General features: G+C 60.7%; 13 protein-coding genes. 5 read left to right on the top strand and 8 right to left on the bottom strand.

From position 1 onward, the window contains the following. Positions 1 to 18: 18 nt before the first annotated feature. Positions 19 to 2,016 carry a PKD domain-containing protein gene (locus BLV04_RS13540; RefSeq protein ID WP_217633701.1) on the bottom strand — a complete coding sequence of 666 codons (1,998 nt, stop codon included), beginning with the start codon at positions 2,014 to 2,016 and terminating at the stop codon, positions 19 to 21. Positions 2,017 to 2,491: 475 nt separating this feature from the next. Here BLV04_RS13540 and BLV04_RS13535 point away from each other — a divergent pair, with 475 nt between their 5' ends. After that, complete coding sequence (locus tag BLV04_RS13535) at positions 2,492 to 3,634, top strand: glycosyltransferase family protein (RefSeq protein WP_093032924.1); 1,143 nt, start codon at positions 2,492 to 2,494, stop codon at positions 3,632 to 3,634. On the opposite strand, the gene BLV04_RS13530 is transcribed toward BLV04_RS13535, so the two are convergent. From BLV04_RS13530 to BLV04_RS13500, 7 genes are all read right to left on the bottom strand, one after another. Beyond that, entirely contained in the window at positions 3,552 to 4,778 is a 1,227-nt protein-coding gene (locus BLV04_RS13530; protein WP_093032921.1) for an NAD(P)/FAD-dependent oxidoreductase, read from the bottom strand. The genes BLV04_RS13535 and BLV04_RS13530 overlap by 83 nt on opposite strands. A gap of 62 nt (positions 4,779 to 4,840) precedes the next feature. Continuing rightward, the gene (locus BLV04_RS13525; protein ID WP_093032918.1) at positions 4,841 to 6,043 is read right to left on the bottom strand and encodes a class I SAM-dependent methyltransferase; all 1,203 of its coding nucleotides are present in this window, start codon (positions 6,041 to 6,043) and stop codon (positions 4,841 to 4,843) included. Between the two features lie 36 nt (positions 6,044 to 6,079). Next, positions 6,080 to 7,261 (bottom strand): class I SAM-dependent methyltransferase, encoded by a 1,182-nt coding sequence (locus BLV04_RS13520; protein WP_217633700.1) that lies wholly within the window; start codon positions 7,259 to 7,261, stop codon positions 6,080 to 6,082. A 3-nt stretch (positions 7,262 to 7,264) separates the two neighbouring features. Then, entirely contained in the window at positions 7,265 to 8,491 is a 1,227-nt protein-coding gene (locus BLV04_RS13515) for a class I SAM-dependent methyltransferase (RefSeq protein ID WP_093032912.1), read from the bottom strand. A gap of 39 nt (positions 8,492 to 8,530) precedes the next feature. Beyond that, positions 8,531 to 9,556: an NAD-dependent epimerase/dehydratase family protein gene (locus tag BLV04_RS13510; RefSeq protein WP_093033149.1), complete on the bottom strand. Its 1,026-nt coding sequence runs from the start codon at positions 9,554 to 9,556 to the stop codon at positions 8,531 to 8,533. A gap of 242 nt (positions 9,557 to 9,798) precedes the next feature. Beyond that, positions 9,799 to 10,572, bottom strand: a complete 774-nt coding sequence (gene rfbF / locus BLV04_RS13505; protein WP_093032910.1) for a glucose-1-phosphate cytidylyltransferase — start codon at positions 10,570 to 10,572, stop codon at positions 9,799 to 9,801. Between the two features lie 195 nt (positions 10,573 to 10,767). Next, positions 10,768 to 12,510, bottom strand: coding sequence for an ABC transporter ATP-binding protein (locus BLV04_RS13500; RefSeq protein ID WP_093032907.1), 1,743 nt, complete (start codon positions 12,508 to 12,510; stop codon positions 10,768 to 10,770). 622 nt (positions 12,511 to 13,132) lie between these two features. Here BLV04_RS13500 and BLV04_RS13490 point away from each other — a divergent pair. From BLV04_RS13490 to BLV04_RS24460, 4 genes are all read left to right on the top strand, one after another. After that, positions 13,133 to 20,110 (top strand): PKD domain-containing protein, encoded by a 6,978-nt coding sequence (locus BLV04_RS13490; protein ID WP_175534633.1) that lies wholly within the window; start codon positions 13,133 to 13,135, stop codon positions 20,108 to 20,110. A 200-nt stretch (positions 20,111 to 20,310) separates the two neighbouring features. Next, complete coding sequence (locus tag BLV04_RS13485) at positions 20,311 to 23,808, top strand: PKD domain-containing protein (RefSeq protein ID WP_175534632.1); 3,498 nt, start codon at positions 20,311 to 20,313, stop codon at positions 23,806 to 23,808. Positions 23,809 to 24,046: 238 nt separating this feature from the next. Next, a complete protein-coding gene (locus BLV04_RS13480; RefSeq protein WP_093032896.1) occupies positions 24,047 to 24,943 on the top strand; it encodes a sulfotransferase in 897 nt (298 codons plus the stop codon). 368 nt (positions 24,944 to 25,311) lie between these two features. Continuing rightward, positions 25,312 to 26,037: an O-methyltransferase gene (locus BLV04_RS24460; RefSeq protein WP_139191930.1), complete on the top strand. Its 726-nt coding sequence runs from the start codon at positions 25,312 to 25,314 to the stop codon at positions 26,035 to 26,037. Positions 26,038 to 26,142 lie beyond the last annotated feature (105 nt).

Below are 26,142 nucleotides of genomic sequence, written 5' to 3'. Positions count from 1 at the left end.
CTGCCTTAGGCGTAGCCGTCAGTAGTTCGACCACCCACTAAAGGTCGCACCCTTCGGAACCGCAACTACGGTGAAGCGCGCATCGAGCGGATACCACTTCTTCGGATCCTCGCCTGCCCACAACACGAATCCGTTGTAATCGGTCACCGGCACTCCGTTCTTGTTCTTGATCGCGATACCGTAACGTGTCCGTGGATTCTTCCACACAATCGGCTTCCCGTCTTTCTTCCACATATTCGGAATCGTAGCAGACCAGGTGACCTGATTTCCGGCCACACCCTGAACATTCGCTGTCGGCGTACAGGTCTCCCGGGAAGTCGACCATCCGGAGGTCGGAGTTTCCCACTGCCATACGCAGAACTGAATCTGCATGGGTTGTGAAACGGGTTGGCTCTTGACCTGTACCCGCATATGCAGGGTGCCATTCGCGTAGTCGACCGGCGATGTCCAGTCGCCGTTGGAGCCGGCGAGCATCTCGAAGATCCGACTGCTGGGCTTCGCGACCGCCTCGACCTTCGGAAAACCTCTGTCGGCCTCGATGACCGGCCAATTCCAGTCAAAGACTTTGATCTCCTTACCAACGCCTCCGGGAGGAGGCGTCGATCCGACAGTGATGACCTTGGATGCGGTCGCTTTCGCTCCGTCGTCGTCGGTCACCGTCAGGGTCGCCGTGTAATTGCCCGTCGTCGTGTAGGAATAGCTGGGCGAGACTGCGGTGCTTGTACCGCCATCCCCGAAGGACCATGACCGACTCACGATCGTCCCGTCGACGTCCGACGACGCCGAAGAGTTGAAGCTCACAGCCAGAGGTGCGGAGCCGCTCGTCGGATTCGCCGTAAAGGATGCGGTGGGAGGCTGATTGACCGAACCCCCGGAACCGACCACGATCGTTTGGGTCGTATCGGTGAACGCGCCGTCATCATCCGTAATCCGAAGCGTTACCACATAGGTTCCGACGTCGCTGTAGACATGGCTCTTGGTACGGCCCCACTCAAACGGACTACCGTCGCCGAAATCCCATCTGCGGCCCGTAATCTGGCCGTCGGGATCGCGCGAAGCCGTCGCGTCGAGATTCACCGTCAGAGGCGCTGCTCCGCTGGTTGGACTCGCGGTGAAGGAAGCGATCGGCGGCACATTTCCGGTGTTGCCACCTCCGTCGCCGATGGACGGGCCCGCCTTGAAGTTCCTGATCCCGACAGCATCGAGCACAACCGGAAGAATCCGAGCCTCGTTGATCAGACCGCCGAAATACCGTTGATAAGTCCGGTTCCAGAAATAACGGCCGAGATCCAACGGCTGTGGATTGCCCTGAACGGGTCCGACCGCCGAGGTCGTACCGCCGACCACCTCGCCGTCGATGTAAAGCACGATCTTGGACGTACCGTTCCCCACGTAATCATACGTGACGGCAACATGCTGCCACTGACCCGCAACCAGCTGTACGTTGGATTCGACCGCGGTACCCTCACCGCTGCCGTCACCCCTGAAGACTTCGAAGTAAAGCTTTTTGGTCCCTTCATCGGTCCCTGCGCTCAACATGAACCCTCGGCGATTGCCGGAAACCGAGGTACCCTGCTTGGACAGGATCGGGTTGCGAACGGATAGGTTATCGGGTCGAATCCAAGCCATCAGGGTAAACTGCTGGGGGCCACTTGAGCTCCGTGCCGGAATGCCGCTGCTCAGTACGTTGTTCGCCCGATCGGCGAACGCACCGGATCCGGAAAGTTGCAGTGCACCGGCGAAATCGCCCTGCGGAGCTGCCCATGCGGCACCGCCTCTGAGAGTCAGTGCATTGGTGTCGGCCTGATCCGACGCCGTTGTGCCGCTGCCGTCGCCGAGTGGCCAATAGGCGCTCGAGGGCTGATCACAGGCGTCGCCGAAACCGTTTCCGTTTGAATCTGCCTGGCCCGGGTTGGGAGTGTAGACGCAGTTGTCGTCCGCATCCGGAATTCCGTCGCCGTCGCTGTCGGTCGTTTGTGCATACGCCGCCGGAAGGCCAACGAGTGCGAGCAGCAAGAGCAGAACGACCGGGACGGCAAACCGTCGGTGTCGAGTACGTTTCAACATGATTTGAGGATCTCCAAGAGGGCTGGATGGTTGCTCGAAATAGTGGGGCGTCGAATTCGCCTCGACCGAGGCGAAAGCACGGAACAGGTTTCTCGTCGTCCAACGAGCGCAGCTCAAGGGCAGGTCCCGCCAGCAACAGGCCGCTGGCTATTCAGGACATCTACATTTCCGTCCATCCAGCTTCGATGCTCAAAACCCTCGAATACTGGCCAGCACGGAAAAGGCACACCTTTTTTAGGGCTTGATCCAAGGTCCCCTCTACGCCATCAAGTCCATTTTCAGGGCATGCCGACCCTTTCGCGAGGTTCATGTTCCGGATCCTGATACCGGCCGTCAAGCGATCACGCCTATCCGGGGTTCGAACGCACCTCTCATCCGACAGGCGGACACCGCGCTAACCCACAGATCATTCAGGAGTCTTCAGTTGGCATATCATCTCGCAATCTATTTGTCGGCCCACGGGTTCGGTCACATCGGTCAAACGGCCCCCGTTGTCGATGCGCTCGCCCCGCGCCTCCCGGACGTGAAGCTCACGATTCTGACCGCTGCGCCGGCATTCAAAATCGCCGAGCGTTTCCACCTGAACCACACCTTGATCCACAACGAGAACGATGTCGGTATGCGCCAATCGAATGCGCTTGAAGTGGATATCCCCGGCAGTTGGATCGCGTACCGGGCATTCCATGAAACCTGGACGGAAAAGGTTCGAGCCGAAGCCCGACGCTTGGAGCAACTCCGCCCGGATCTGGTGCTCGTGAACGTACCCTATCTCCCGCTGGCCGCCGCGCGCCTAGCCGAGATTCCCGCCGTCGCCATGTGCTCGCTCGATTGGGCCGGAATATTTGCACACTACTTCGCCTCGCGTGGCGAACCGGCCGCGCGGATCCTGGAAGAAATGCAGACCGCCTACGAGAGCGCCGTTTGTTTCCTCCGACCCGAGCCGAGCATGGCGATGCCCCATCTCGGCAACACGAAGGCGATCGGACCGATCGCACAGGTCGGTCGAAATTGCCGATCCGTCGTCGAGAGGCAGATCGGGCTAGGGTCGGGCGAGCGACTGGTAATGGTCTCGCTCGGCGGGATGGATTTTCGGCCTCCAATCGAGGACTGGCCGGCGCTTGAAGGTTTACGCCTGATCGTCCCTGCGTCTTGGGAGTCGCGCCACCCGCAGACGGTCGCTTTCGAGGATCTGGGGATTCCCTTCATCGACGCCTTGGCCAGCAGCGATCTGCTGATCGCCAAACCAGGCTACGGCAGTTTCGTCGAAGCCATGTGCCATGGCATCCCCGTGCTGTACGTCGAGCGCGCGAACTGGCCGGAAGCGGACGATATCATCGGGTGGCTTCGGCGCTATGGTGTCTGTGCACGCTTGAATCCAACCGATCTAAGACGGGGCACACTCGTCGATGCGGTAACCGATCTTCTGATCAAGCCGCAGGCACCCCCGCGAGCGCCCACCGGGGCGGCCGAAGCGGCTGAGGAGATCATCGCAATCTTGAAGCAGACGCGCCCGTCATCGCGACGATTTGGTCGAACAGATATTCCGCAAAGGGCATCGAGCAAGTAAAGGCAGGCGATACGGCATTCAGGACGTGAAACGAACGATCATCGCCCTCGAAGCGGAAATCCATCTCGAGCTTTCGTTCGCGCGTATCGAAGAGTTGAGCACGGATCCCCGGTGCACCCCACGTGCGGTAGTGCTTGGGCTCGACCCCGCTCGCCATTTCGCCGGCAAGACGCACCATGCGTCGTTTGAAGTATTTGGACAATTCCTCGACCGCCAGGCCCCGAAACCCGAAGTCGTCGCGGAGGAGCAAGCCTGCCTCTTGCAGCAGAACCTCCCCCAGCTCACGAAGATTAAAGTTCTTGAGTCCGTGATAGTGTTCTCGCCAAAAGGCGGGAATCGCCGTCGGGCCGATCTTCATCTTCCCGGACGCCGTCAAGGTGAAATGAACACCCAGGAAAGGGTTGCGCAGGTCGGGAACCGGATAAATGTTGGTCTTTAGTGCGCCGACGGGCTCGTCACTGTAGAGATACAGCCCTTTGAACGGAATGATGGCATAGGTTTGCGCGAACCCGAAATCCTTGGCGACGCGATCCGCATAGAGTCCTGCGGCATTGATGATGTATCCGACCGACCAGTCGCCGCGCGAGGTCCGAACGCCGCCATCACGGGGGCCAAGGTAGGCCGTCGAGGGGAAAAGACCAATGCCGCACGTTCGCGCATCGTCGAGCAATGCATCGAGTACACGTCGCGGATCGACCGATGCGGTCGATGGCGAATAGAGGGCGCGTTCGCAGGTCTTTGCGCGCGGCTCGATCTCGCGGGCATCCTCAGACGAAACCTCCTGAACATCGACGCCATTGATCCGGCCGCGCCGCAACAGCTCGTCGAGAGACGCAAGCTCGTCCGGGCCTTTCGTCACCACCAGCTTCCCGCAGCGATTGATCGGCAGATCCCGCTCGAGACAATATTCGGTCAGTCGCCGATTCCCTTCCCGCGTGAAGCGCGCCTTAAGGCTATCCGCACCGTAGTAGAAGCCGGCGTGAAGGACGCCGCTGTTTCGACCGCTGGCATGCTCGCCGAACGCGTCTTCCTTCTCGATGAGGGCAACAGCCGCATCGGGAAAACGCCGCTTGGCCTCCAAGGCCAAGGTGACTCCGATGATACCTCCACCGATGACGAGAAAGTCAGCCTTGGCCTGAGTCATGCGCCCATCTCTCGATTAGGTTTTGCGCCCGATTCATCATGTCAGTGCGCCATCCTCGCCCTTCAGACTGCGCGAACGTCCGACTCAACGCCCGATTCACTCAAGAGGTTCTTGATCTCGTCGAGATAGACCTCGTTCATCACGATGATCTGATCAGGTCGATAGCTCACGAGAAAATCCGCAGACACGACCTGCTGGCCCGTTCCGGGAACGTACTTTCCGTGCTTATGAGGATTGAGGTCGACAATATAGTCAATGGCCGCAGACTCCCGCACGATATTCAGGAAGGTCACACCCTTCGAACCGGCGCCCCAAACCACCGTTTTCTTGCCTGCATCTTTCGCCAGCCGAAGCCGCGACTGCCATTCGACAACCTTCGCCCGATAACTCTCGGCGAACGCATCGACATCCAGGGTTACGGCGGCCAGCTCCTCGGGCTCCGGAAGAAGCCCGCTCTCCCCCGATCGCGCCGGCAAGGCTTCGATCGAGAGGAACTGTCCTTCGAAGGCATCGTTCTGCTCCACGACCCGAAACCCGCTGTCCGCAAACACCCGACCCAAAGAACCCGGTGTGAAATAAGAGCAGTGCTCGTAGATGAGATCCCAAATCCCGAGATCCCGAAGCGTGAAGAGTGCATTCGGAACCTCGAAATACACAAGCGTATCGGGGCGTGTATCCAGGGTCTCGCGCAATGCGTCGAGAAACGCCTTCGGATATTGAATGTGCTCGAGGACATGCCTGCAGACGACGAGATCCGCCGGCCGATCGGCGTAGGCCTTCGAATAATAGTCCTGCACGAAGGTGAGACCCGGATGCGCCGCGGCGCCTTCTCGCCCCGATTCGAAGCTCTTGTCGAAGCCCGTGCCGCGATTGTCGCCGGCAGCGCAGATCATCGCCAGAAAATCCCCCTTGCCGCAGCCGAGCTCGATGACATCCTTTCCGCGGATGTCGTATCGTTCGACGAGACGATTCGCCAACGCCGTCGCATACGCATTGAACTTCGGCGAGAAATGGAGCGAGTTCTCGTAACCTTCCGAATAGTCCATCAAGCCCGGATCGAAGACACGATTGAAAACGTGCCCGCAATCCCGGCAAAATGCGAGATCGATGTCCCCGCGCGAGGCCTCACGCGCCTCGCCGGCGCTCGACCAGAGCACGTTGCAGTAGGTCGGCATCGCCTCGATGCGAAGACAGCCCGTCAGAGCCGACGAACCGCAAACCGGACACTCCGTCAAGGCGGCTTCTGCTTGAGCACGCTCGTTCATTCAATGACCTCTCGGGCTGAACAGGGCGTCTGGACCCTATACGGCGACGACATGCGGTGCGAGCCCGAGCGCGTTCAGGTCGCGGGTAATCTCGTCCTGATAGATCTCGTTCATGATCACTACGACATCCGGTCGGTAATTCCGAAGAAACGCCGGCGCGACAATCTCCTGTCCGGTGCCGGACATGAAGTAGCCCTGCCGGTAGGGATTGATGTCGACCACGTACTCGATTTGCCCGGCGGTATCGATCGATCTCAAGAAGGAAACACCCTTGGAGCCTGACCCCCAGAGCACCGTTTTCAACCCCTTAGCGCGCCATTCCGCGAAGCGATCTCGCCACATCTGCAGCTTCGCATCGCAGCGCTGCGGAAACGACGCGACATAATCCTTGAGAAGGTCCAGATCATCCTCGCGCGGCAAAGGCGCGGTGACGTCCCCGGTCGCGGGTCGCGCTTCTATCGTCAGGTATTGATCCCCATACTCGGTATCGACATCGAGCACGTCGAACCCGTTCTGCCTGAAGAGGCGGGCCAGAGACCCGGGGCTAAAGTAGGAGCAATGTTCGTAGTAGATGTCTTCGAACGCACAATCGCGCAGGATCCGGATGACCTCCGGGATCTGGAAAAACACGATCGTATCGGACTTGTCTCCGATCGCTCGCCGCACGGTCGCCATAAAGTCATGGGTCCGTGGGATGTGCTCGAGGGTCATCTTGCAGCAGACGAAATCAGCCTGATGCTCGGCGTACTTTTCCGAGTAGAAATCCTTGATGAAGGTCACCTGCCCCTCCTGGATCAGGATCTCTCGGTCCTCCCGATACCCCGGGTCGAATCCAATCCCGCGATTACCCCCGAGTTGGCTCAGCAACGCGATGAACTCGCCTTTGCCGCACCCGATCTCAAGCACTTCCTTGCCCCGCAGATCGTACTTCTCGATGAGCCGTTCCGCCAAAGCGCGATGGAAGGCGTTGAAGGTTCCGGAGAACCCTTGCGTCTCCTCGTAGCGACCGGAATACTCCGTCAGTTTCGGATCGAACGCGACATTGGAGATAAAGCCGCATTCGGGACAAAATCCGAGTCGGATATCCCCGCGCGGATACTCGGTCGCCTCTTCTCGGGAGCCGAGCAAGATACAGCTGTTCGATGGAACGGCGTCGACCTCGTAGAAGATCTCCATCTCCCCGACATTACAGCTCGGGCATCGGTGTGTCTGTTTCATAGGCTACAGCACCTTAGGCTCGGGAATCGGAACGATGAACCGACCGCCGCGCTCGCGGTACGCGGCCTGCTGCTCCAGGATCTCGTCGGCGAAATTCCACGGCAGGATCAACACATCGTCGGGCATGGTCTCCAACAAACGCTCGGGGGCGTAGATCGGCAGATGTTGTCCGGGCATGTATCGACCTTGCTTATGGATGTTTCGATCGACGACGAAATCCACTAGATCCGAGCCGATGCCGACATAATTGATCAGGGTGCTTCCCTTCGCGGCAGCCCCGTAGGCCGCAATGCGATGGCCTTGGTCCTTGAGGTCGCGCAGCAATCGGGACAAGGCATCCTTGACGTGCTCTACGCGCTTGGAGAAATCCCGGTAATAGTCGAGTTGATCGACCTTTTCGAGCCGCTCGGTCTCCAAAAGGGCTCGCACTGCGGGGCCGACGTCTTCTCGTTTTTCCACGAACAAACGCAACGACCCACCATGGATCTGCAGTCGCTTGACGTCGTTCAGGTAGAGACCGTGACTGCGGAACAGATGATCGAGAGCAGTCGCCGAGAAATAGCAAAGATGCTCATGGTATATGGTGTCGAACTCGCAATGATCGATGAGATCCTTGACGTAGGGCACCTCGATCACGGCAACACCGTCATCCTTGAGAAGACGCGCGACACCCTCGACGAATCCATTGGTATCCGCGACATGCGCCAGTACGTTGTTGCCGTGAACAACGTCGGCCTGTCGACCCTCGCTCTTGAGTTGCTCCGCCAGCTCGAGCGTAAAGAAGGTGTTCAAAGTAGGAACACCGATCTTCTCGGCGGCCTTGGCCGGACCGTCAGCCGGGTCGATCCCGAGAACCGGGATGCCTTGCTCGACATAGTTTTTCAGCAGATAGCCGTCGTTGCTCGCGAGCTCGATCACGAAGGAGGAGCTATCAAGCCCCCTTCGCGCGATGATGTCGTCGACGTTCTCTTTAGAATGACGCAGGAGCGCGGGCGAAAACGAGGAGAAGTAGGGGTAATCGTCGCAAAACAGCTCTTCCGGAGGCACCGTCTCCAGGATCTGAACCAAGGTGCAGCTCGGGCAAAACGCAACCTCGAGCGGATAGGTTGGCTCATGCTGGGACAACTGGGCCTCGGTAAGCAGTCGATCCGCGAGCGGCGTAACCCCGAGGTTGAGAAATGACTGCAGCCCGCGACTCCCGCAGGCCCTGCAGCACGCTTGGCTTGGCATATCAATCAGCTCCCCTTCCTGATGATGAATAGATCGTTCTTAGGCGTTCGAGCGCAAATCCGCGTCGAGTCGACCTTCGGCAACCAGCTTCTGGATATGCGCGATGCGCTTGAAGCGCTCGCCTTCGAAATCATCCAATGCCAAACCGACCTGCTTATAGGCTTGATAGAGCTCATCGACGCCGCGCCGCGCCGTCCACTGCGGCTTGAACTCATGCAGTGTTCGGGCAATGTGGTTGCAGTCGACCCGATAACAGCGCAAATCCGGCCCGGCATCCGGGGCGAAACCGATTTCGCAGTTCGGTACGACGTCGTGGACGATCTCGGCGATCTCGCGAATCTGATAATTCTCGGTGGTCGTGCCCACGTTGAAGGCGTGATCGTGGATCAGGTCGCGGGGCGCCTGAAGGGCGGCGATATAAGACAGAGCGATATCTTCGACATGGACGATCGGACGCCACGGTGAGCCGTCACTCTTCAGATAGACGCTTCCGGTCGTGAAGGCCCAAGCGGTCAGATTGTTGGTGACCAGATCGAAGCGGATCCGAGGCGAGAGGCCGTAGGCGGTCGATGCCCTGAGATAGGTCGGCGAGAAGGTGTCGTCCGCGAGTTCATGCAAGGCTTCCTCGACGCGCACCTTGGACACGCCGTAAGGCGTGACCGGATTGAAGGCCGCATCCTCGGTCAGAAAATTATCGCCGGAGGCCCCGTAGTTGCTGCATGAGGACGCAAACAGGAAGCGTGCCACACCCGCATCCTTGGCAAGCCTCGCGACCTTCACGGATGCCTTGTAGTTGATCTCCTCGGTGAGCTGCGGTCGATAATCGCCCATCGGGTCGTTGGACAATCCTGCAAGATGGATCACGGCATCGAAGCCGCGAAGGTCCGCCGCTTCGACATCTCGGACATCTTTGCGGATGTTTTGGACGTCGGCCAGCTCGCCGGTAAAGGTACAGTCCTCGAACCAATCCGCGTCGAGTCCCACGACATCATGCCCGCGTTTCAGCAACATCGGGACCAGAATTGTCCCTATGTAACCCAAATGTCCGGTCACCAAAACTCTCATCGTCTCGCTCCAAGGTCTCGGGGCACAAAAGAGGACGGCGCGAAAGTCGCGCACCACTTACATTCGTTTCGGCACGAAGACGCAAACTACGCGCCAGGATAGACATTTCACCAACGCGTTTCGCCGGGATCGCAACGGGACAGCGACCCGCCCTGGCGCGGCGACGTTTCGGTAAGCGGCACGTCAGCGTGTCGCCTACTCCGTCCGGATGCAAACCACTCGCGTCTAGGCGGAACAGATGATCAGGACCAACTCTTCCAAGGTGGATTGCCGTGCTGCCACAACTCCTCCAGGAGATGCTTCTCGCGCAAGGTATCCATGCACTGCCAGAACGACTCGTGACGATAGGCCATGAGCTGCCCGTCGGCCGCGAGCCGCTCCATAGGTGCATGCTCGAACATGACCTCGTCGCCCTCGATGTAATCCATCACACCGGGCTCCAGCACAAAAAAGGCCCCGTTGATCCAGCCCTCGTGGATCTGCGACTTCTCGGTAAAGCTGGTCACGGCATCGCCGTCGAACTCGAGATTGCCGTAACGCGCGGGCGGCCTGACGGCCGTCACGGTGGCGAGCTTCCCGTGGGCGCGGTGAAACCGCAGCAGCGCATCCAAATCAACATCGGAGACGCCGTCGCCCCAGGTCAACATAAAGGTTTCGTTGCCGAAGTAGGACTGCAATCGCTTGATACGACCGCCGGTCATCGTCTTCAGGCCTGTTTCGAAGAGGTTGACCGTCCAATCGGGGCGATCCCGGTCATTCGACGTGGTCACCTGTCCGGTTGCGGTTTCGATACGCATGTCGCCGGACAAGATCCCGAAGTCCTTGAACCAGCGCTTGATGTAGTCGCCCTTGTAGCCCAGGGCGACCGCGAAATCACGATGCCCGTAGCTATAGTAGTGCATCATGATGTGCCACAGGATCGGGCGGCCGCCGATCTCCACCATCGGCTTCGGACGGATCTCCGTCTCCTCGGCCAAACGCGTTCCCAGACCACCGGCAAGTATTCCGACCTTCATGATAATTACCCTCGCTTCGGATGATGTTTCGCCTAGAGCCCACTTCCGATCCATTCCGATCCATTCCGATCCATTCCGCTTCCGGCGGTTCGCCGGGCACCGACAATGCATCCAGGCATGGGCACTTTGTGACGCGCCCCGCACGCCGGGCGACCGAGGGTTCATCAGGATCGATCGCTTGCCTGTTCAACCGGCTCAGGCGTTCACGACCTCTGCGTAGGCGCCTTCGCTGACCAAGCGCCCCCGGTCGAGCCGATAAAGCTTATCGCAATGCGCTACGGTCGTAAGTCGATGAGCAACAATAATGATCGTCTTGTTGCCGTGCAGGGCATCGACGGCATCCATCACGCCCTGCTCGGTCGCGGTATCGAGTGCACTGGTGGCCTCGTCGAGAACCAAAACAGCCGGGTCGTGATAGAGTGCGCGGGCGATGCCGATGCGTTGGCGTTGCCCTCCGGAAAGCCTGACCCCCCGCTCGCCGACCAGCGTCTCCAAACCGTCGGGTAATGACGCAAGGAGATCTTCGAGCTGAGCCGATTTCACGGCAGCCAATACCGCCACTTCGTCGATGTCCTTGTCTGCGATTCCGAATGCGATGTTGCGACGCAGCGTGTCGTCGGTCAGGAAGATGCTCTGCGGAACATAGCCGATCTGATCCTGCCAACCTCGGAGGTTCGTTTCGATATCCACCCCATCGACCAAAACACGCCCGGAAGAGGGGCGAATCAGCCCGAGAATCACGTCTATCAAGGTGCTCTTCCCGGCCCCGCTGCCGCCGATGAATCCGACCGATGCACCGATCGGGATCGCGAGATCGACATCGATGATCGCCGCGACATTCGCCCCGTCATAGGTGAACCCGACGCACTCCAACCGAATCTCCCCACCGAACGGCAACAGTCCGATCCGCGGCTCGGGCGACACCCGTTCCAGATCCCGCAGCTCGGCATGCACGCTGTCGATTACGGGCCCGACGAACCTCAGCTCTTGACTGCTCGTCGTCACCTGCCCCAGCTTGGGCATCAAACGAAAGGCTGCAGCAGCAAACACCGCGAGCGTCGGGATGATGGACTCGATCGCACGCCCTTGCGCCAGCATGCTGACTACCAGCGCCACCAACCCGAGCACCGCGAGGAACTCGAACCAAAGGCGCGGCAGCCCGTTGAGAAATTTACGTTTACGTTCCGCTTGAGCGTTTCCGACCGCATGGGTCGCGAACTGAGCCAGAAAACTCTCCTCATGTCCCAGTAGCTTGATGTCCTTCACGCCGCCCAGCCCCTGCTGAAGGTGCTGGATAATCCGGCCTTGATGGAAGCGGCGCGCCTTGCCCCAACGCCGAATCCGTTGTTTGGTGACGTACTGAAGCAGCGTCCCGGCTATCCCCAGGATCAAAAGGGCAACCAATCCGCCGATCGGCTCGACGACAAGCAGCAAGGCGCCGATCCCGATCAAAACAAGCCCCTGCGTCACGAGTTCGATCAGACTGTTTAAGCCGGCCGTGAACTGGTTTGATTCCACGCTCACGTTGCGGATCAACTGCGCCGAGTTGCGCATCAGATGAAAGGTGTAGGGCTGTAGAAGGTAAGCGCGAAACAGGCGACGCGCTAGGCCCGCCTGCGTGTCCGCAACGAACGCCGACCGCTGCCAAACCATGAAGGCCAAGAAGGCATTCTTGACTGCGAAGAACCCGAGCATGCCGAGCATGCCGAGCATGATCAGGGTTTTCTGATCGGGATTTCCCAAACGGTCCAAATACGGCTTCAGCAGCGGATAACGACTGCCGATGTCCGGCTCCGAAACCAGCGCCAAAAACGGAATAATTAGGCCCACACCCAGCGTCTCGAGGACCATCGCGACGAGCATCAGCGCGAACAGCCAATAAGCATGCCTGCGCTGCTCCGGCCTTAAGACCGCAAAGATCTTCCGGATATGTTCCATACAGGGCCTTATGAAATCCTAAAGAAGCGACCGGATGGAGCCTCCGAAACGTCCCGCCATCGATCGACAATTGCGCCGGGCAGCGACAATGCCGATCGACCTCGGATCGACACGACACGTGAAAGCCCTTTCGTCGGGTCCTCACGTGTCATCTCTGCCTCGTCGTATAGTATGGGGGTTAAGACCGGACCGGGAAGCGCTCTCCAACCGAAGGTGGCCTGAGATAACAATGGATGTTTCGCTTCTAACCGTGCCCGGTGACAGGAATCTCGGTCTGCGGCGACTCCAACTGTTAGTCTGCATTGAACCCGAGACTAGGTCAACGCATCTTGTGAGTCAGCCCCGGCGGTTGACGAGCTCCCGGATGGCATTGTTCTTGATTCCGGCCAAAGTGCCCCGTGGCGCTCCGGCACGACGTGCATTCGCGACCCCGCGAAGCGGGTGTAGGGTGGCCGGTCCAACGAGCGAGGCACTCCGGGTTTTTACGAGATCCTCGTCCGCGATGCGAACGCCCCCGGCACTATAGGAATCGAAGCCGTACATGAGGTTCATCGTGCACAAAAAACCGACACCGACGCACCAACATAAGCCGAGTGGGCTCTCGCTCCTTTGGATTTTCGCCATGGTCCTCGCCGGCTCGGTCACGGCACAGACGCTTCCGACACCTGTTGCCTACTGGTTTCTCGACGAGTCCGGTGGGCTGATTGCCGCCGATCAGTTCGGCGGAAACGACCTCGCCCTGATAGGCCCGACGCAGTGGCAGCCCGCTTCGGGATATGTCGACGGCGCACTCGCGCTGGGCGGGAACGGCGCTTACGGAACTCGTACCGACGCCCAGTTGGGCGCCGGCATTCCGGGCAAGCTCGGCACCCAAACTCGGGATTTCACCCTGTCGGCCTGGATTCACCCGACCAGCCTAGCCGATCGAAACCCGATCCTCGTCAAACAAGCCGCGCCGGAGCGCGGCTTGATGTGGAGCGCCGGAACGTCTGACGGCGCCGGCCGACTCTCTGTCGAAATCTACAAGAGCAACGACGCGACAACCGGTAAGACGGAGCTGACCTCGAGTGTTCCGCTGGCCGTCGGCGTGTGGCAGCACGTCGCAGTGACCTACCGCTTCGTCGCCGATGGCAGCTCGATTCTCACCCTCTATATCGATGGGAACCAGGTCGGACAGACCACCACTGCAGTCGGCCCCGTTCGAGCAAACGACCGGCCGCTGGATCTGGGTCGGTACACCTGGAACACCTACCAGCGCTTCTTCAACGGACGCTTGGACGAGGTCCAGGTATTCGATGCCGCGCTGACGGCCGCACAGATCCAGGCCGTGATCGACGACGCCGACCTGCAAGCGACGAACGTCCCGCCCGTTGCCGCCATCGCGGCGACGCCGCAGAGCGGCATTGCACCCCTTACGGTCGGTTTCAACGCAAGCGCATCCTTCGACTCGGACGGAGCAATCGCCTCCTACGACTGGGACTTCGGAGACGGCACCAGCTCGGTTGAGATTGCGCCGAGCCATGAGTATTTGACCCCGGGCGCCTACCTCGCGACCCTCACCGTCACGGACAATCTCGGCAAGACGGGACGCGCGGAGCAAACAATACGAGCAACCGATCCGCTGAACGTCGCGCCGATCGCGCGCTTCACCGCCCTCTGGAACGGGGTCACCGTTACCCTCGACGCAACCTCGTCGTCGGATGCCGACGGCTCAATCGTCTCCTACCAATGGAGTCTCGGCGACGGCTCCACCAAGGCCGGCCCGACCATTCAGCACGGCTATGCGCAGCCCGGAACCTACAACGTCAGTCTGACGGTAATCGACGACAGCGGCGGGGCCGACACGATTACGCGGCCCGTAACCTTCATCGCACCTGAGTTGAAGGTCTTCGAGATCAATCGCCTCGTCACCAAGACCGATCGTGGCTTCCCCTGGGATCAACCGCCTGCAGCCGCGGCCAACGGCGATTGGACGACTCCGATCAACTACGCCCAAGGCACCCTGCAGATGCGCGCCGAGATCCGCGGACAGCCCGTGGTTCAGGCGATGAAATTCCAGTTCTGCATGTGGCAGTACAACCTTACCCTGGAAACCTGCAGCTCCATTCGGGATGTCCCCGGGACACCCGGGACCGTAGTGACCTGGTCGTCCTACATCCCGACCATGTACAAGAAAGACGGCAACCCGATGGATTGGGCGAATCCGCGGCAGCGCTACGGACTTTCCATCAAGAACAGCGCCGGCCTACCCGTCAGCGATTTCTCCGGTTGGAATTGGAACGGCGAGAACCCGGACCAGTGGTATCCGCTCGACGTCCGCTACACGGTCGTCGCCGTCCCGCCCGGGAAAACATTCGGGGGCTGGACCGCCGACGTCCTCAATGCGGCGCCGGGCTACATCACCGACAGCGCACCGCCCGCTATCGGGACGGTCAGCGTCTCCGCCGGCCAAACCTCGGCGGTCCTGACCTGGACGACGAGCGAACCGGCCACGGCTACTCTGGTTTACGGGCTAAGCGCAAGCTATGGCGTGGGCGAAGCGGAATCCTCCACACTCTCGACCACGCATAGCGTGAGCCTCGGCGGTCTGAGCCCCGGGACGACCTACCACTATCGCATCGACGCATTCGACGCGGCGGGCAACCGCAGCGCGACCGGCGAGCTGACCTTCTCGACCCTGTCCGAGAGCGGACCCGCACCCGTCATCGTCTCGGACGCTTTCAGCCAGGGTACGCTCGACACCGATGTCTGGGCCTTCGTCAATCCGCTCGGCGACGCCACACTTTCGCTCAACGGGGCGCAAGCCTCGATCGCCGTGCCCGGTGGCTCGGCCCATGATATCTGGAATGCAGGCAATTTCGCCCCCCGCATTATGCAGGCGGCGCCGAATACCGACTTCGAGGTCGAGGTCAAGCTCGACTCTCCCGTCACGCAGCGCTTCCAAATCCAGGGCTTGGTGGTTCAAGAGGCGCCTAACCGATTCATACGGTACGACGTCCACCACGACGGCGCACAAGTTCGGATCTTCGCAGCGACACTCGTCGACGGCACCGCCACGACACGCCACAACGTCGCCACGGCGCCCATGACCAGCCCCATTTTCCTGCGGCTGGCCCGCCAGGGAAATGTTTGGACGCCCCGTTACTCGACCGACGGGACAAACTGGCAGACGCTCGGCAATTTTACCCACGCGATGACGGTCACGAGCGTCGGCGTATTCGGGGGAAATGCCGCCAACACCGGAAGCCCGGTGCCGGCTCACACTCTTGTCGTCGACCACTTCTTCAATACGGCCTCGCCGATCCTGCCCGGACCGGGTGCACCCTCGATCACGACACAGCCAAGCGATCTGGCCGTCGTCGAAGGCGAGCCTGCAACCTTCTCGGTCACGGCCACCGGGAATGCCCCGCTCGCCTATCAATGGTCTCGAGACGGTGTTCCGATCAGCGGCGCAACGAGCGCGTCCTATACAATTCCCGTCACGACCAGGGCAGACAACGGAGCACATTTCGTCGTTACGGCCTCCAACGCAGCAGGCAGTGTCGCGAGTCGAGCCGCGAAACTCAGCCTGATCTCCGGTGGAGGACCCGTCATCGACGTCTGGTACGGGCCCGAGCAGACCTTCGGAGCGCTCGGCGTGCCGCAGTGGGCGATCAACGTCCTGGGCAACATCTCCGACCCCGACGGTCTCGGACAGGTGACCTACTCACTCAACGGCGGCCCGGCTCAGGCCCTCTCGGTCGGCCCCTTTCGCCGACTCGAAGCGCCCGGTGACTTCAATGTCGAGATCCCCTTCACAAGCCTGATTCCCGGCGCCAATCTCGTCGAGATTCGCGCTACGGACAGCCTCGGCAATCTAGCCACCGAGACGGTGACTGTTCAGCACTCGCCCGGAAACGTCTGGCCGCTGGATTATGCGATCAACTGGGCGACGACGGGCGATATCCAAGATGTCTCACAGATTGTCGACGGCGATTGGGGAATCGTCGGCGGTGCACTGCGGCCGATTCAGCGCGGCTACGATCGTCTGGTCGCGGTCGGGGATATCGCCTGGACCGACTACGAGGTGACGGTCCCGGTCACCGTCCACGGCTTCGACGCGAAAGGATTCGTCAAGCCCAACTTCAAACCCTCCCTGGGCGTCATGCTCAAGTGGCCCGGCCACACCAACTGGACGGGCTCGCAGCCGGGGTGGGGCTACTACCCGGCGGGCGGGGGTGCCTGGTACGAGTTCGAGCAAGACGGGTCCGGATCGCTCTCCCTGACCGATTTCGAAACGCTTGACGCTGTCGATCCGTTGAATCGCGACCTGAGCATTAATGTCGCTTATATCTGGAAGGTACGGGTCCAGTCCCTGATCGGCGGAAGTACGCGTTACAGCGCCAAGGTCTGGCGGGCGAGCGACCCGGAGCCCGCCAGCTGGGAGCTCATCGCGACGGACGCAAACGATGTCGACGGCGGATCGCTACTCCTCGTGGCGCATTACGTCGACGCGAGCTTCGGCAACATCACGATCAAACCCATCGCCCTCGATCCGAGCGATCCGCCTCCTCCGCCGGTGCTGCATCACGGCGTTGTCGACGGGGTCGGCGCGAGCTGGCAGACCGTCACTTTGCCTTACGGCTACACCGATCCGGTCGTCGTCGCATCGGTGCGTTACCCGAACGCATCCGTTACGCCCGTCGTGACGCGGATACGCAACGCCGTGGGTAACCAATTCGAGCTGCGCGTGCAGAACCCGAGCGACCAGCCGCTCACCGGCAGCTACAGCGTGCACTACACCGTCGCCGAGGCCGGTGTCTACACGCAGGCCCAGCACGGCATCAAGATGGAAGCGGTGAAGTTCACCTCGAACAAAACCAATTATAAGGGCGCCTGGTGGCAGCAAGAGGCGCGCACCTATGCCAACAGCTACACCGCCCCAGTCGTTCTCGGGCAGGTGATGAGCGCGAACGACACGCGCTGGTCGTCCTTCTGGGCCCGCGGCGACAGCAAGGACTTTGCCCCGAATCCCACGAAACTCTCCGCCAGCAAACACGTCGGCGAGGACACGGTCAAAACCCGCGCCAACGAGCTGATCGGCTATATGGTTATCGAGTCCGGCAGCGGCGAGGTCGGCGGCGTCGGCTATCACGCGGGTGTCAGCGCGGCATCGATACAAGGCATCGGAAACAACCCCCCATTCTCCGTGCCTTACCAAATCGCCATGTCCGCCTCCACCGCGGTGGTGTCTTCGGCCGGGATGAAGATCACGGACGGCGGCTGGCCGGTCCTCTTCGGGACCAACCCTCTCGCCAATGGCGCGCTCAGTCTTGCAATCGACGAGGACCAGATCACCGACGCCGAGCGATCGCACGGCAGCGAGCATGTCGCGTATTTGGTGCTCGGGGGCAACACTGCACCCGGCGCACCGGTCGTCACACCGCCCGCAAACGTCACGGCAGAGGCCACCGGCGTGCGCAGCTACCCGGCGATCGGCCAAGCCACATCCAGCGACGGCACTCCGGTCACAAACAACGCCCCGTCGAACGGTTTCCCGCTCGGAACCACGGTCGTGACCTGGTCGGCCACCAATCTCGCAGGCCTCACCGGTACTGCCCAACAGCAGGTCACGGTCGTCGACACGACAGCGCCGCAGATTACGGTACCCGCCAATGTCGTCGCACAAGCAACCGGGACCTTGACCTCGGTCGTTCTGGGGCAAGCCACCGCGACCGATCTATTCGGTCCGATCAGTATCGGCAACAACGCTCCGAGCAACGGCTTCCCGGTCGGCACGACCCTGGTGACCTGGACCGCCACCGATGCCAACGGCAATAGCTCCAGCGCGACGCAGAGCGTGACCATCATCGCCGGTGGAACCGGAGGCATCGTTTCCGACGATTTCAATCAAGGCACGCTCGACACGGGCATTTGGACCTTCGTCGATCCGATCGGCAATTCCACCCTGTCGCTCAATGGCGCGCAGGCCGCGATAGGAGCGCCCGCGACAACCGCCCACGACATCTGGACCGCCGGCAACTTCGCGCCACGGCTCATGCAGGCGGTACTCGATGCGGACTTCGAGGTCGAGATCAAGCTCGATTCGCCGGTCACGCAACGCTTCCAGATCCAGGGACTGGTGGTCGAGGAATCGCCCGGCCGGTTCATGCGGTTCGATGTCCACCACGACGGCACCCGGGTCCGCGTCTTCGCCGCCACGGTGGTCGACGGCACTGCCTCGATTCGACACAACGTCGCCACCACGCTCTCGGGCAGCCCGCTCTATCTACGTTTGGCACGCCAGGGCAATCTCTGGACGCCGAAGTACTCGACCGACGGCACAAACTGGCAGACCTTAACCGCCTTCAGCCACGCCATGAGCGTCAACGCTATCGGCATCTTTGCCGGCAATACCGGCAGCCCGATACCCGCGCATACCGCGTTGGTCGATTACTTCCTCAACACCGCCGATTCGATCGCGCCCGGGCCGCCGGTTGCCGTCGACGACACCGCATCGGTCGTGCGCGGCGGCACCGTCGTGATCGACGTCCTCGCCAACGACAGCGATCCAGACGGCAATCTCGACCCCGGCACCGTCTTGATTCAGAACCTGCCCGCCTTCGGCACACTGAACGACGACGGCACCGGACGTCTGACCTATGTGCACGACGGCTCGGCCACCACGACGGACAGCTTCAGCTACACCGTCGCCGATGCTCCGGGCGCCGTTTCGAATGTGGCGGACGTTTCGCTCACGATCACCGCAGCCCCCGCAACGACCTCGGTCTTTCATCACGGGACCCTTGCTGCGGTCGACGACACCTGGCGCACCGTCACCCTACCCCGCAGCTATACCGATCCGGTCGTCATCGCTGCCGTCCAGTACGACACGCCCCCCGCGTTACCCGCGATCGCGCGGGTGCGCAACGCCGTCGGCAACAGCTTCGAGGTGCGCGTACAGAACCCGGGAGACGAGCCACTCGACGCCGCCTACACCCTCCACTACACGGTGGTCGAGGCCGGCGTCTATACCCTCGCCGAGCACGGCATCAAAATGGAAGCCGCTCGCTTCACCTCGACCCAAACCAGCGGAATCGGTAACTGGTCGGCAGGCAACACCCGCGCCTATGCCCAGAGCTACACGAGCCCGGTTGTCCTCGGTCAGGTCATGAGCGAGAACGACCCGCGTTGGTCGGTGTTCTGGGCGCGCGGCGGTACCATTAAACAACCGCCCACCTCCAGCATCCTGGTCGTCTCGAAGCATGTCGGGGAAGACTTCGAGAAGACCCGCGCGAACGAAACCATCGGTTATCTGGTCATCGAGGCCGGCAGCGGCGTCGCAGCAGACACCCGCTATTCAGTCGGCCTGAGTGCCCGAACGGTGGCCGGCGTCGAGGGGATACCGCCCTACGCAGTACCCTACCCCGCCGGCATCGTCCCGACGACCGCCGTCCTGTCCGCGTCCGCGATGCAAGGCGGCGACGGCGGCTGGCCCATTCTCTACGGGCTCGCGCCCCTCAGCGCCGGAGCGCTGGATCTCGCCTTCCAGGAGGACCAGCTCGCCGACCTTGAGACCGCCCACACAACCGAGCAGGTGGCCTACCTTTTGCTTGAGTAAGCTGATTTTCGGAAAGGGAACGACCACGTGAAGGGGCGACTGAAGTCGCCCCTACGTTCGCCCCTACGTTGCTTGCACGCATCGAAGGCGATACAAGCGCGCGCACCGTGAAATGACATGCTTGACCGATTCGACCGAAACATCGGAGCGTATCGGCCGACAGGAAACCCTTGCGCAATCAATGATTGATGAGACGAAAAATGGACAATAAAATCCAAGCGCGACGCACAGTGACACGGCCTTTCACCGCACTCGCTCTCCTGTGTTTGCTGCTCTCAGGTCTGGGCGGGGCTTCCCGGAACGCATCCGCCGACGACTGGTGGAGCAATCTCCACGACTACCGCGTGCCGCTCGAGGTCACGTCGGGATCCACCGCGCTCATCGACAAGATCGTCACGATTCCGATCGACTTGACGAGCCTGCTCATGCAGGCCGGGGCCGGATCGACCACCCTGGATGTGCGATCGCTCAGAGTGCTCGAGACATCGAGCGCCGGCACGGCAATCAACGCCGCTGTGCCGTTTCAGTTCGACCCGGCGCCCGATTTCAACGCGACGTCCAACGCGGTCGGCGAGCTCGTCCTGCTCATGGAAGGATCGACGCCGTCAAGCGGACGACGCAATTTCCAGATCTATTTCGCGGCCGGGGCAGCGCTTCCCGCCCCCCCCGTACTCCCTCGCATCTCCGTCACGGACGGCGTCATCGACGAGGGCGAATCGAGCTTCGCCGTCCGTACCGTCGCCGGCGACTGGTACTATCACAAAACCAGCGGCGGCTTTTCCAGCCTCGAGGACAGGAGCGGCAATGACTGGATCGGCTATTCCTCTGCCGCCGGAGCCAGCGGTGATTACCGCGGCATCCCGAACCTTGTACCACCGGCCAGCGGGGGATATTTTCACCCGGGTCGACCCGGCACGGCTCAGTCGAGCCTCATAGATCGCGGGCCGCTGCGCGCCCGGATCCACTCACGGTCAGCAGACAGTCAATGGGCTACCCTCTGGGAGATCCTCCCGACCCACGCCACCATGACGGTCACCCAAGCTGCCGGCAAGTATTGGTTCCTCTACGAGGGCACACCCGGCGGAACCCTCGATCTGAATACCGACCTCGTCGTCCGCTCGAACGGAACCCAAACAAAGGCGTCGGCAAGCTGGAAGCTTGATATCCCCGGCGAGGAATGGGCCTACTTTGCCGACCCCGGTATCGGACGATCGCTTTATGTCTCGAGTCATCAGAGCGATTCATTGATCGACATGTATCGGCCGATGGACGGCGCCATGACGATCTTCGGCTTGGGTCGGGATCAGGTGAATGCCTTGCTGTCCGGCGAGCGCCGCTTCTCAGTCGGCTTGGTCGACAGCACCCAGATCGGGGCCATCGCGCCCGTTGTGCGCTCCGCATCGGCGGACAATGTCACCGGCACGCTCGGCACACCACAATCACGCCCGCAGGACGACCAAAAACCGGTCGCGCGCGCACTGGCCAACCGCATCGCGGGTCCGGTCCCCTTCACCATCAACGTCAACGGCGGAACCTCAAGCTGCGTCTGCGGCCCCATATCAACTTACGCATGGGACTTCGGCGACGGCGGCACCGCCAACGGAGCCTTAGCCAGTCACACCTTCGCGCAGGAAGGCATCTTCACCGTCACCCTCACGGTAACCTCCGCCACCGGGACCACCTCAACCGATCATTTCGCCGTCGTCGTCGGGGCGCTCCTGCCCGGTGAAGGGCCGCAGGCCGTCTTGAAAAGCAACGTGGCCAGCGGCTCCGCACCGCTCACGGTGGAGCTCGACGGAACCGACTCGACGGATCCCGATGGCGGCACTCTGAGTTACAGCTGGGATTTCGGTGACGGCGCGACCGCCTCCGGACCATTTGCGAGCCACACCTTCACTCAACCCGGGACTTACACAGTTCTCCTCACAGTCACCGACAGCCAGGGCAGGATCGGCACCGACAGCGCCGCAATCAACGTCACCCCGGCCGTGGGCAGCGCGCCCCCGGTCTTCCATCACGGCAGGGTCGAGAACGTCGGCGAAGCCTGGAAGACCGTCGCCTTACCCTACGCCTACAAGGATCCGGTCGTGATCGCTTCGGTGCGATATCCGGACGCAGCGGTACAACCCGTCGTCACGCGCGTGCGCAATGCCTCCGGCAACCAATTCGAAGTGCGCGTGCAGAACCCGAGCGATCAATCCCTCGCCCGAACCTACAGCGTCGATTACACGGTCGTGGACGCCGGCACCTACAGTCTCGCCGAGCACGGGATCAAGATGGAGGCGGTCAAGGCCACCTCGACCAAGACGAACGCAAAAGGTGCTTGGACGGCGACGGAAACACGCACCTACAGCAACAGCTACACCACACCCGTCGTGCTAGGCCAGGTCATGAGCGCCAACGACGCGGACTGGTCGGTCTTCTGGGCACGCGGCGCCACCAAGGACAGCCCTCCGAGCCCAAGCGCACTCTCTGCCGGCAAACACGTCGGCGAAGACACCGACAAGACACGCGCGAACGAGGCGATCGGCTATCTGGTGATCGAGGCGGGAAGCGGCAATATCGGCGGCGTCGCCTATCAAGCCGGCGTCAGCGCACCGATCGTCGCCGGGATCGCCGCGGGACCTTACTCGATAGCGCTCTCGAGCGGCTCAACGCCCTCGACCGCGGTCGTTTCCGCCGCCGGCATGCGCGGCGGCGACGGCGGCTGGCCGGTCTTGTTCGGCGCAAATCCGCTAGCCGCCGGTGTCCTCGGGCTCGCGTTCGACGAAGACCAGATCACAGACACGGAGCGGTCCCACGGCGCCGAGCAGGTCGCCTACCTCGTGCTCGGAAACGAGGGCGGCGGCACCGGGAACCTTCCGCCTGTTGCATCCTTCACGGCGAGCCCGACCAACGGAACGGCGCCGTTGACGGTGAGCTTCAACTCCTCCGCGTCGTCCGACGTCGACGGAACGATCGCGAGTCGGACTTGGTCCTTCGGCGACGGCGGCACGAGCACCGCAGTCTCGCCCGGGTATACCTATACGGCGGCGGGAACCTACACGGCGACCCTGACCGTCACCGACAATGATGGAGCAAACGCAACTGCGTCCAAGACAATTACTGTCGGATCCGCTCCTCCTCCGGGGGGCACAGGCAAGGAGCTCAAGGTCTTCGACTGGAATTGGCCGGTCATCGAGGACGACAGAGGTTTCCCGAAGGTCGAGGCAGTGGCTAAGCCCAGCAGTCGGATCTTCGAGATGCTCCCGGGCTCCAACGGCGACTGGACATCGCCGGTCGACTACGCGAATGGCACCCTGCACATGCGGGTACAGGTCAATAGCCAACCCGTTCCACAAGCCATGAAGATTCAGTTCTGCGTGTGGCAGTGGGAGACTCCGACCTCCGGATGGACGACTTCCCGAGAGACCTGCACGCCGACGGCGAATGTTCAGGGTACGACCGGAAATCAGGTCATTTGGTCTGCCGCGATTCCGACCATGTGGAAAAAGGACGGGAAGCCGATTGTGTGGACGGATCCAAGGACACGCTACGGTATCGCGATCAAGAACACGAGCGGAGTGCCGGTGACCAACTATGACGGATTCGTATTGTGGGCAGGCGAGGATCCGAAGGAATGGTATCCGCTCGATGCGCGCTTCACGGTCGTCGCGGTTCCCAAAGGCGCGACCTTTAGCGGCTGGTCAAACTACTAAGGTGATTTCCGGAAAAGGATTTCCCTACGTGTAGGGGCGAATTTATTCGCCCTTGCTGCCTCGACAGGTCTTCCGGGTATGCACCGTCGGAATGCCCATCATGAGAATCGCCTAACCGTTACGCCGAACTCGTGACCCGCGCTCCGCGGTGTCGTGCCACCGCGCGGATAAACGGACGCCAGCATGGGCCGTGATTATTGAGCGCAACTGCAATTTTGGTTTGAACGAGAGAGCATACATGTTTCCAAACTTTATGTGCATCGGAGCGCAAAAGGCCGGAACAAGCTGGCTGGCGGACAAGCTTAGGAAACACCCTCAGATCGAGATACGCAGAAAAGAGGTACATTACTTCGACAAAGACTATTTTCTCAATCCGCCGCTTCTCGCTCGAACAAGAGATCCGCGATTCTGGAAGAGCCTTTACTCGAGTATCGGCCGCGATCTCCGTAAGCTGTCCGCTTCACAACTGGCGTGGGACATGCGCTACCACCTTGGAGAACGCAACGACGAGTGGTATGCCAGCCTGTTCAAGGCAAGTCCAAATCTCGTGACCGGCGATATGACACCAGCATACTCGGCTCTTGACGTAAGCACGATTGCACATATCGCCAAGCTCATGCCCGATCTAAAAATCATTCTGCTGCTGCGAAACCCGATAGAACGGGCATGGTCCGCCGCCGGAATGAACGTGCGAAAGCAGAGGTTCGGTTTCGAAGCCGCCAATGGTCAAATGAACGAGCTCACCGCTGCAGACTATATTCAGTATTTCGAGTTGCCATGGGTCGTCCGGCGGGGAGACTATATCAGCATGATCAACAACTGGGAGCGATTCTATCCGCGCGAACAGATGTTTATCGGGTTTCTTGAAGATATCAAACAACGACCGAACGAATTCCTTTCCGACGTTTGCGGCTTCCTGGGCGTCGATCCATCCCCCACGACACCAAAGAACGTTTCAACGCCCTCGAATGTAGGAAACAATCCCGAGATGCCAATTGAGATTGGAAGGTATCTCGCCCAAACATACGAGCCAAACATCCAGACACTCGCGTCATATTTTTCCGGGCATCCGCGAAACAGTTCTTACGTAAACAACTGGCTTATTTCGACTCGTCGACTGCGGACACGCTCGTAGCTCTGGCCGAGCGTGCGCGCGGATCCGAGCGCCACAGCGAAACCGCGCACTGCAGAGGAGGCGTTACGAGACAGTCCACGTTGGGTGGCCGATCAGATGGGCGAGGCGGTCGCCTGATGTCGAGCGAGTCGCATGAACGTACTGCGCACGGACCGAAGCCCCCAGCGCATCATGTTAAATACACTCTCCGACCTTGCGCCTAGAGATCATGCGCAAACGCCAATCAGAATACAATTAGAGGCTGACACAATCTATTCCACACGCAACGTAGCCAAAACTACAGCCACATAGTAAACTTTTCCGACCGGAATTTGATCACCGTGCTGGCGTAGTAAATGCCCTATTGTCTCTTATTAAAGGAGCCAGAAATGCAAACTGCAGTCGAACGCGTGTTCTCAACGCTGGTCAACTGGACGCAAGGAAATATCTTTCCACTCGCAATACGAAAATCAAGGGTCGATCGACGTTATAGCGTTGTTGAAGCTCAACCCGAAGAATGGAGGCAGAAACTGCGTGACCTCGGTATTCCCCTAGAGGAAACCTTTTGGGGCCCGATGACATTGCTTCCCCGACGCGTATCCTGCATCATCGACGCGATCGAGGCCACCCCCCCCAAAGCTGTTCTTGAGATAGGTAGCGGAAGCAGCACAATTCTTCTCGCCGCGTTGGCGGCGAAGCACGGGTTTTCCATCGTCTCGCTTGAGAATTTCAAAGGCTCATACGAACGCGTCAAGTCACTCCTCGCCGCCATCCCGCGAGGTTCCGACGTTCGTCTCGAGAGCGTGGGATTCGTCCGACGGCGCTACCCGGACCAAAAACGCTACTGGTGGTATGATGTTGATCTTGGCCGGTATGATACCGATTTCGATTTTGTCTTAATCGATGGACCATCAAGTACATTGGTCGGTCGAAACGGCGGGCTTCCCGAGATTGCCCCGTACCTGAGCCCTAATAATCGCATCTACGTCGATGACGCGACAGGAACCCATGGACTTGCGTGCCTATCCGAGTGGAAGCGATATTTTCCGAACCTCCAGGTCACAAATCCGGCGAGTTGCCCAAAGATGGCTTTAATGCACCTTCCTCGTGAGTAGTGCTCGCGAGGGTCGGCACCGATCTACCCCGGATTTTCTCTTACCTCAGTGAGATCGAGCGTACGCTGCGCGCCAAGGAGAGCCAAGAAGGGCGTTTAGCCCCAG

Origin of the sequence: Thiocapsa roseopersicina (assembly GCF_900106925.1) — a bacterium.
Classification (GTDB): domain Bacteria; phylum Pseudomonadota; class Gammaproteobacteria; order Chromatiales; family Chromatiaceae; genus Thiocapsa; species Thiocapsa roseopersicina.
This window is presented reverse-complemented; position numbering and strand designations above follow the sequence as displayed.

What these genes read in the sequence shown, in the direction of transcription:
- BLV04_RS13485 (WP_175534632.1), top strand. Translation starts at nt 20,311, where the DNA reads ATGGACAATAAAATCCAAGCGCGACGCACAGTGACACGGCCTTTCACC.
- BLV04_RS13490 (WP_175534633.1), top strand. Translation starts at nt 13,133, where the DNA reads ATGGTCCTCGCCGGCTCGGTCACGGCACAGACGCTTCCGACACCTGTT.
- BLV04_RS13500 (WP_093032907.1), bottom strand. Translation starts at nt 12,510, where the DNA reads ATGGAACATATCCGGAAGATCTTTGCGGTCTTAAGGCCGGAGCAGCGC.
- BLV04_RS13510 (WP_093033149.1), bottom strand. Translation starts at nt 9,556, where the DNA reads ATGAGAGTTTTGGTGACCGGACATTTGGGTTACATAGGGACAATTCTG.
- BLV04_RS13530 (WP_093032921.1), bottom strand. Translation starts at nt 4,778, where the DNA reads ATGACTCAGGCCAAGGCTGACTTTCTCGTCATCGGTGGAGGTATCATC.
- BLV04_RS24460 (WP_139191930.1), top strand. Translation starts at nt 25,312, where the DNA reads ATGCAAACTGCAGTCGAACGCGTGTTCTCAACGCTGGTCAACTGGACG.
- BLV04_RS13515 (WP_093032912.1), bottom strand. Translation starts at nt 8,491, where the DNA reads ATGCCAAGCCAAGCGTGCTGCAGGGCCTGCGGGAGTCGCGGGCTGCAG.
- BLV04_RS13520 (WP_217633700.1), bottom strand. Translation starts at nt 7,261, where the DNA reads ATGAAACAGACACACCGATGCCCGAGCTGTAATGTCGGGGAGATGGAG.
- BLV04_RS13525 (WP_093032918.1), bottom strand. Translation starts at nt 6,043, where the DNA reads ATGAACGAGCGTGCTCAAGCAGAAGCCGCCTTGACGGAGTGTCCGGTT.
- rfbF (WP_093032910.1), bottom strand. Translation starts at nt 10,572, where the DNA reads ATGAAGGTCGGAATACTTGCCGGTGGTCTGGGAACGCGTTTGGCCGAG.
- BLV04_RS13480 (WP_093032896.1), top strand. Translation starts at nt 24,047, where the DNA reads ATGTTTCCAAACTTTATGTGCATCGGAGCGCAAAAGGCCGGAACAAGC.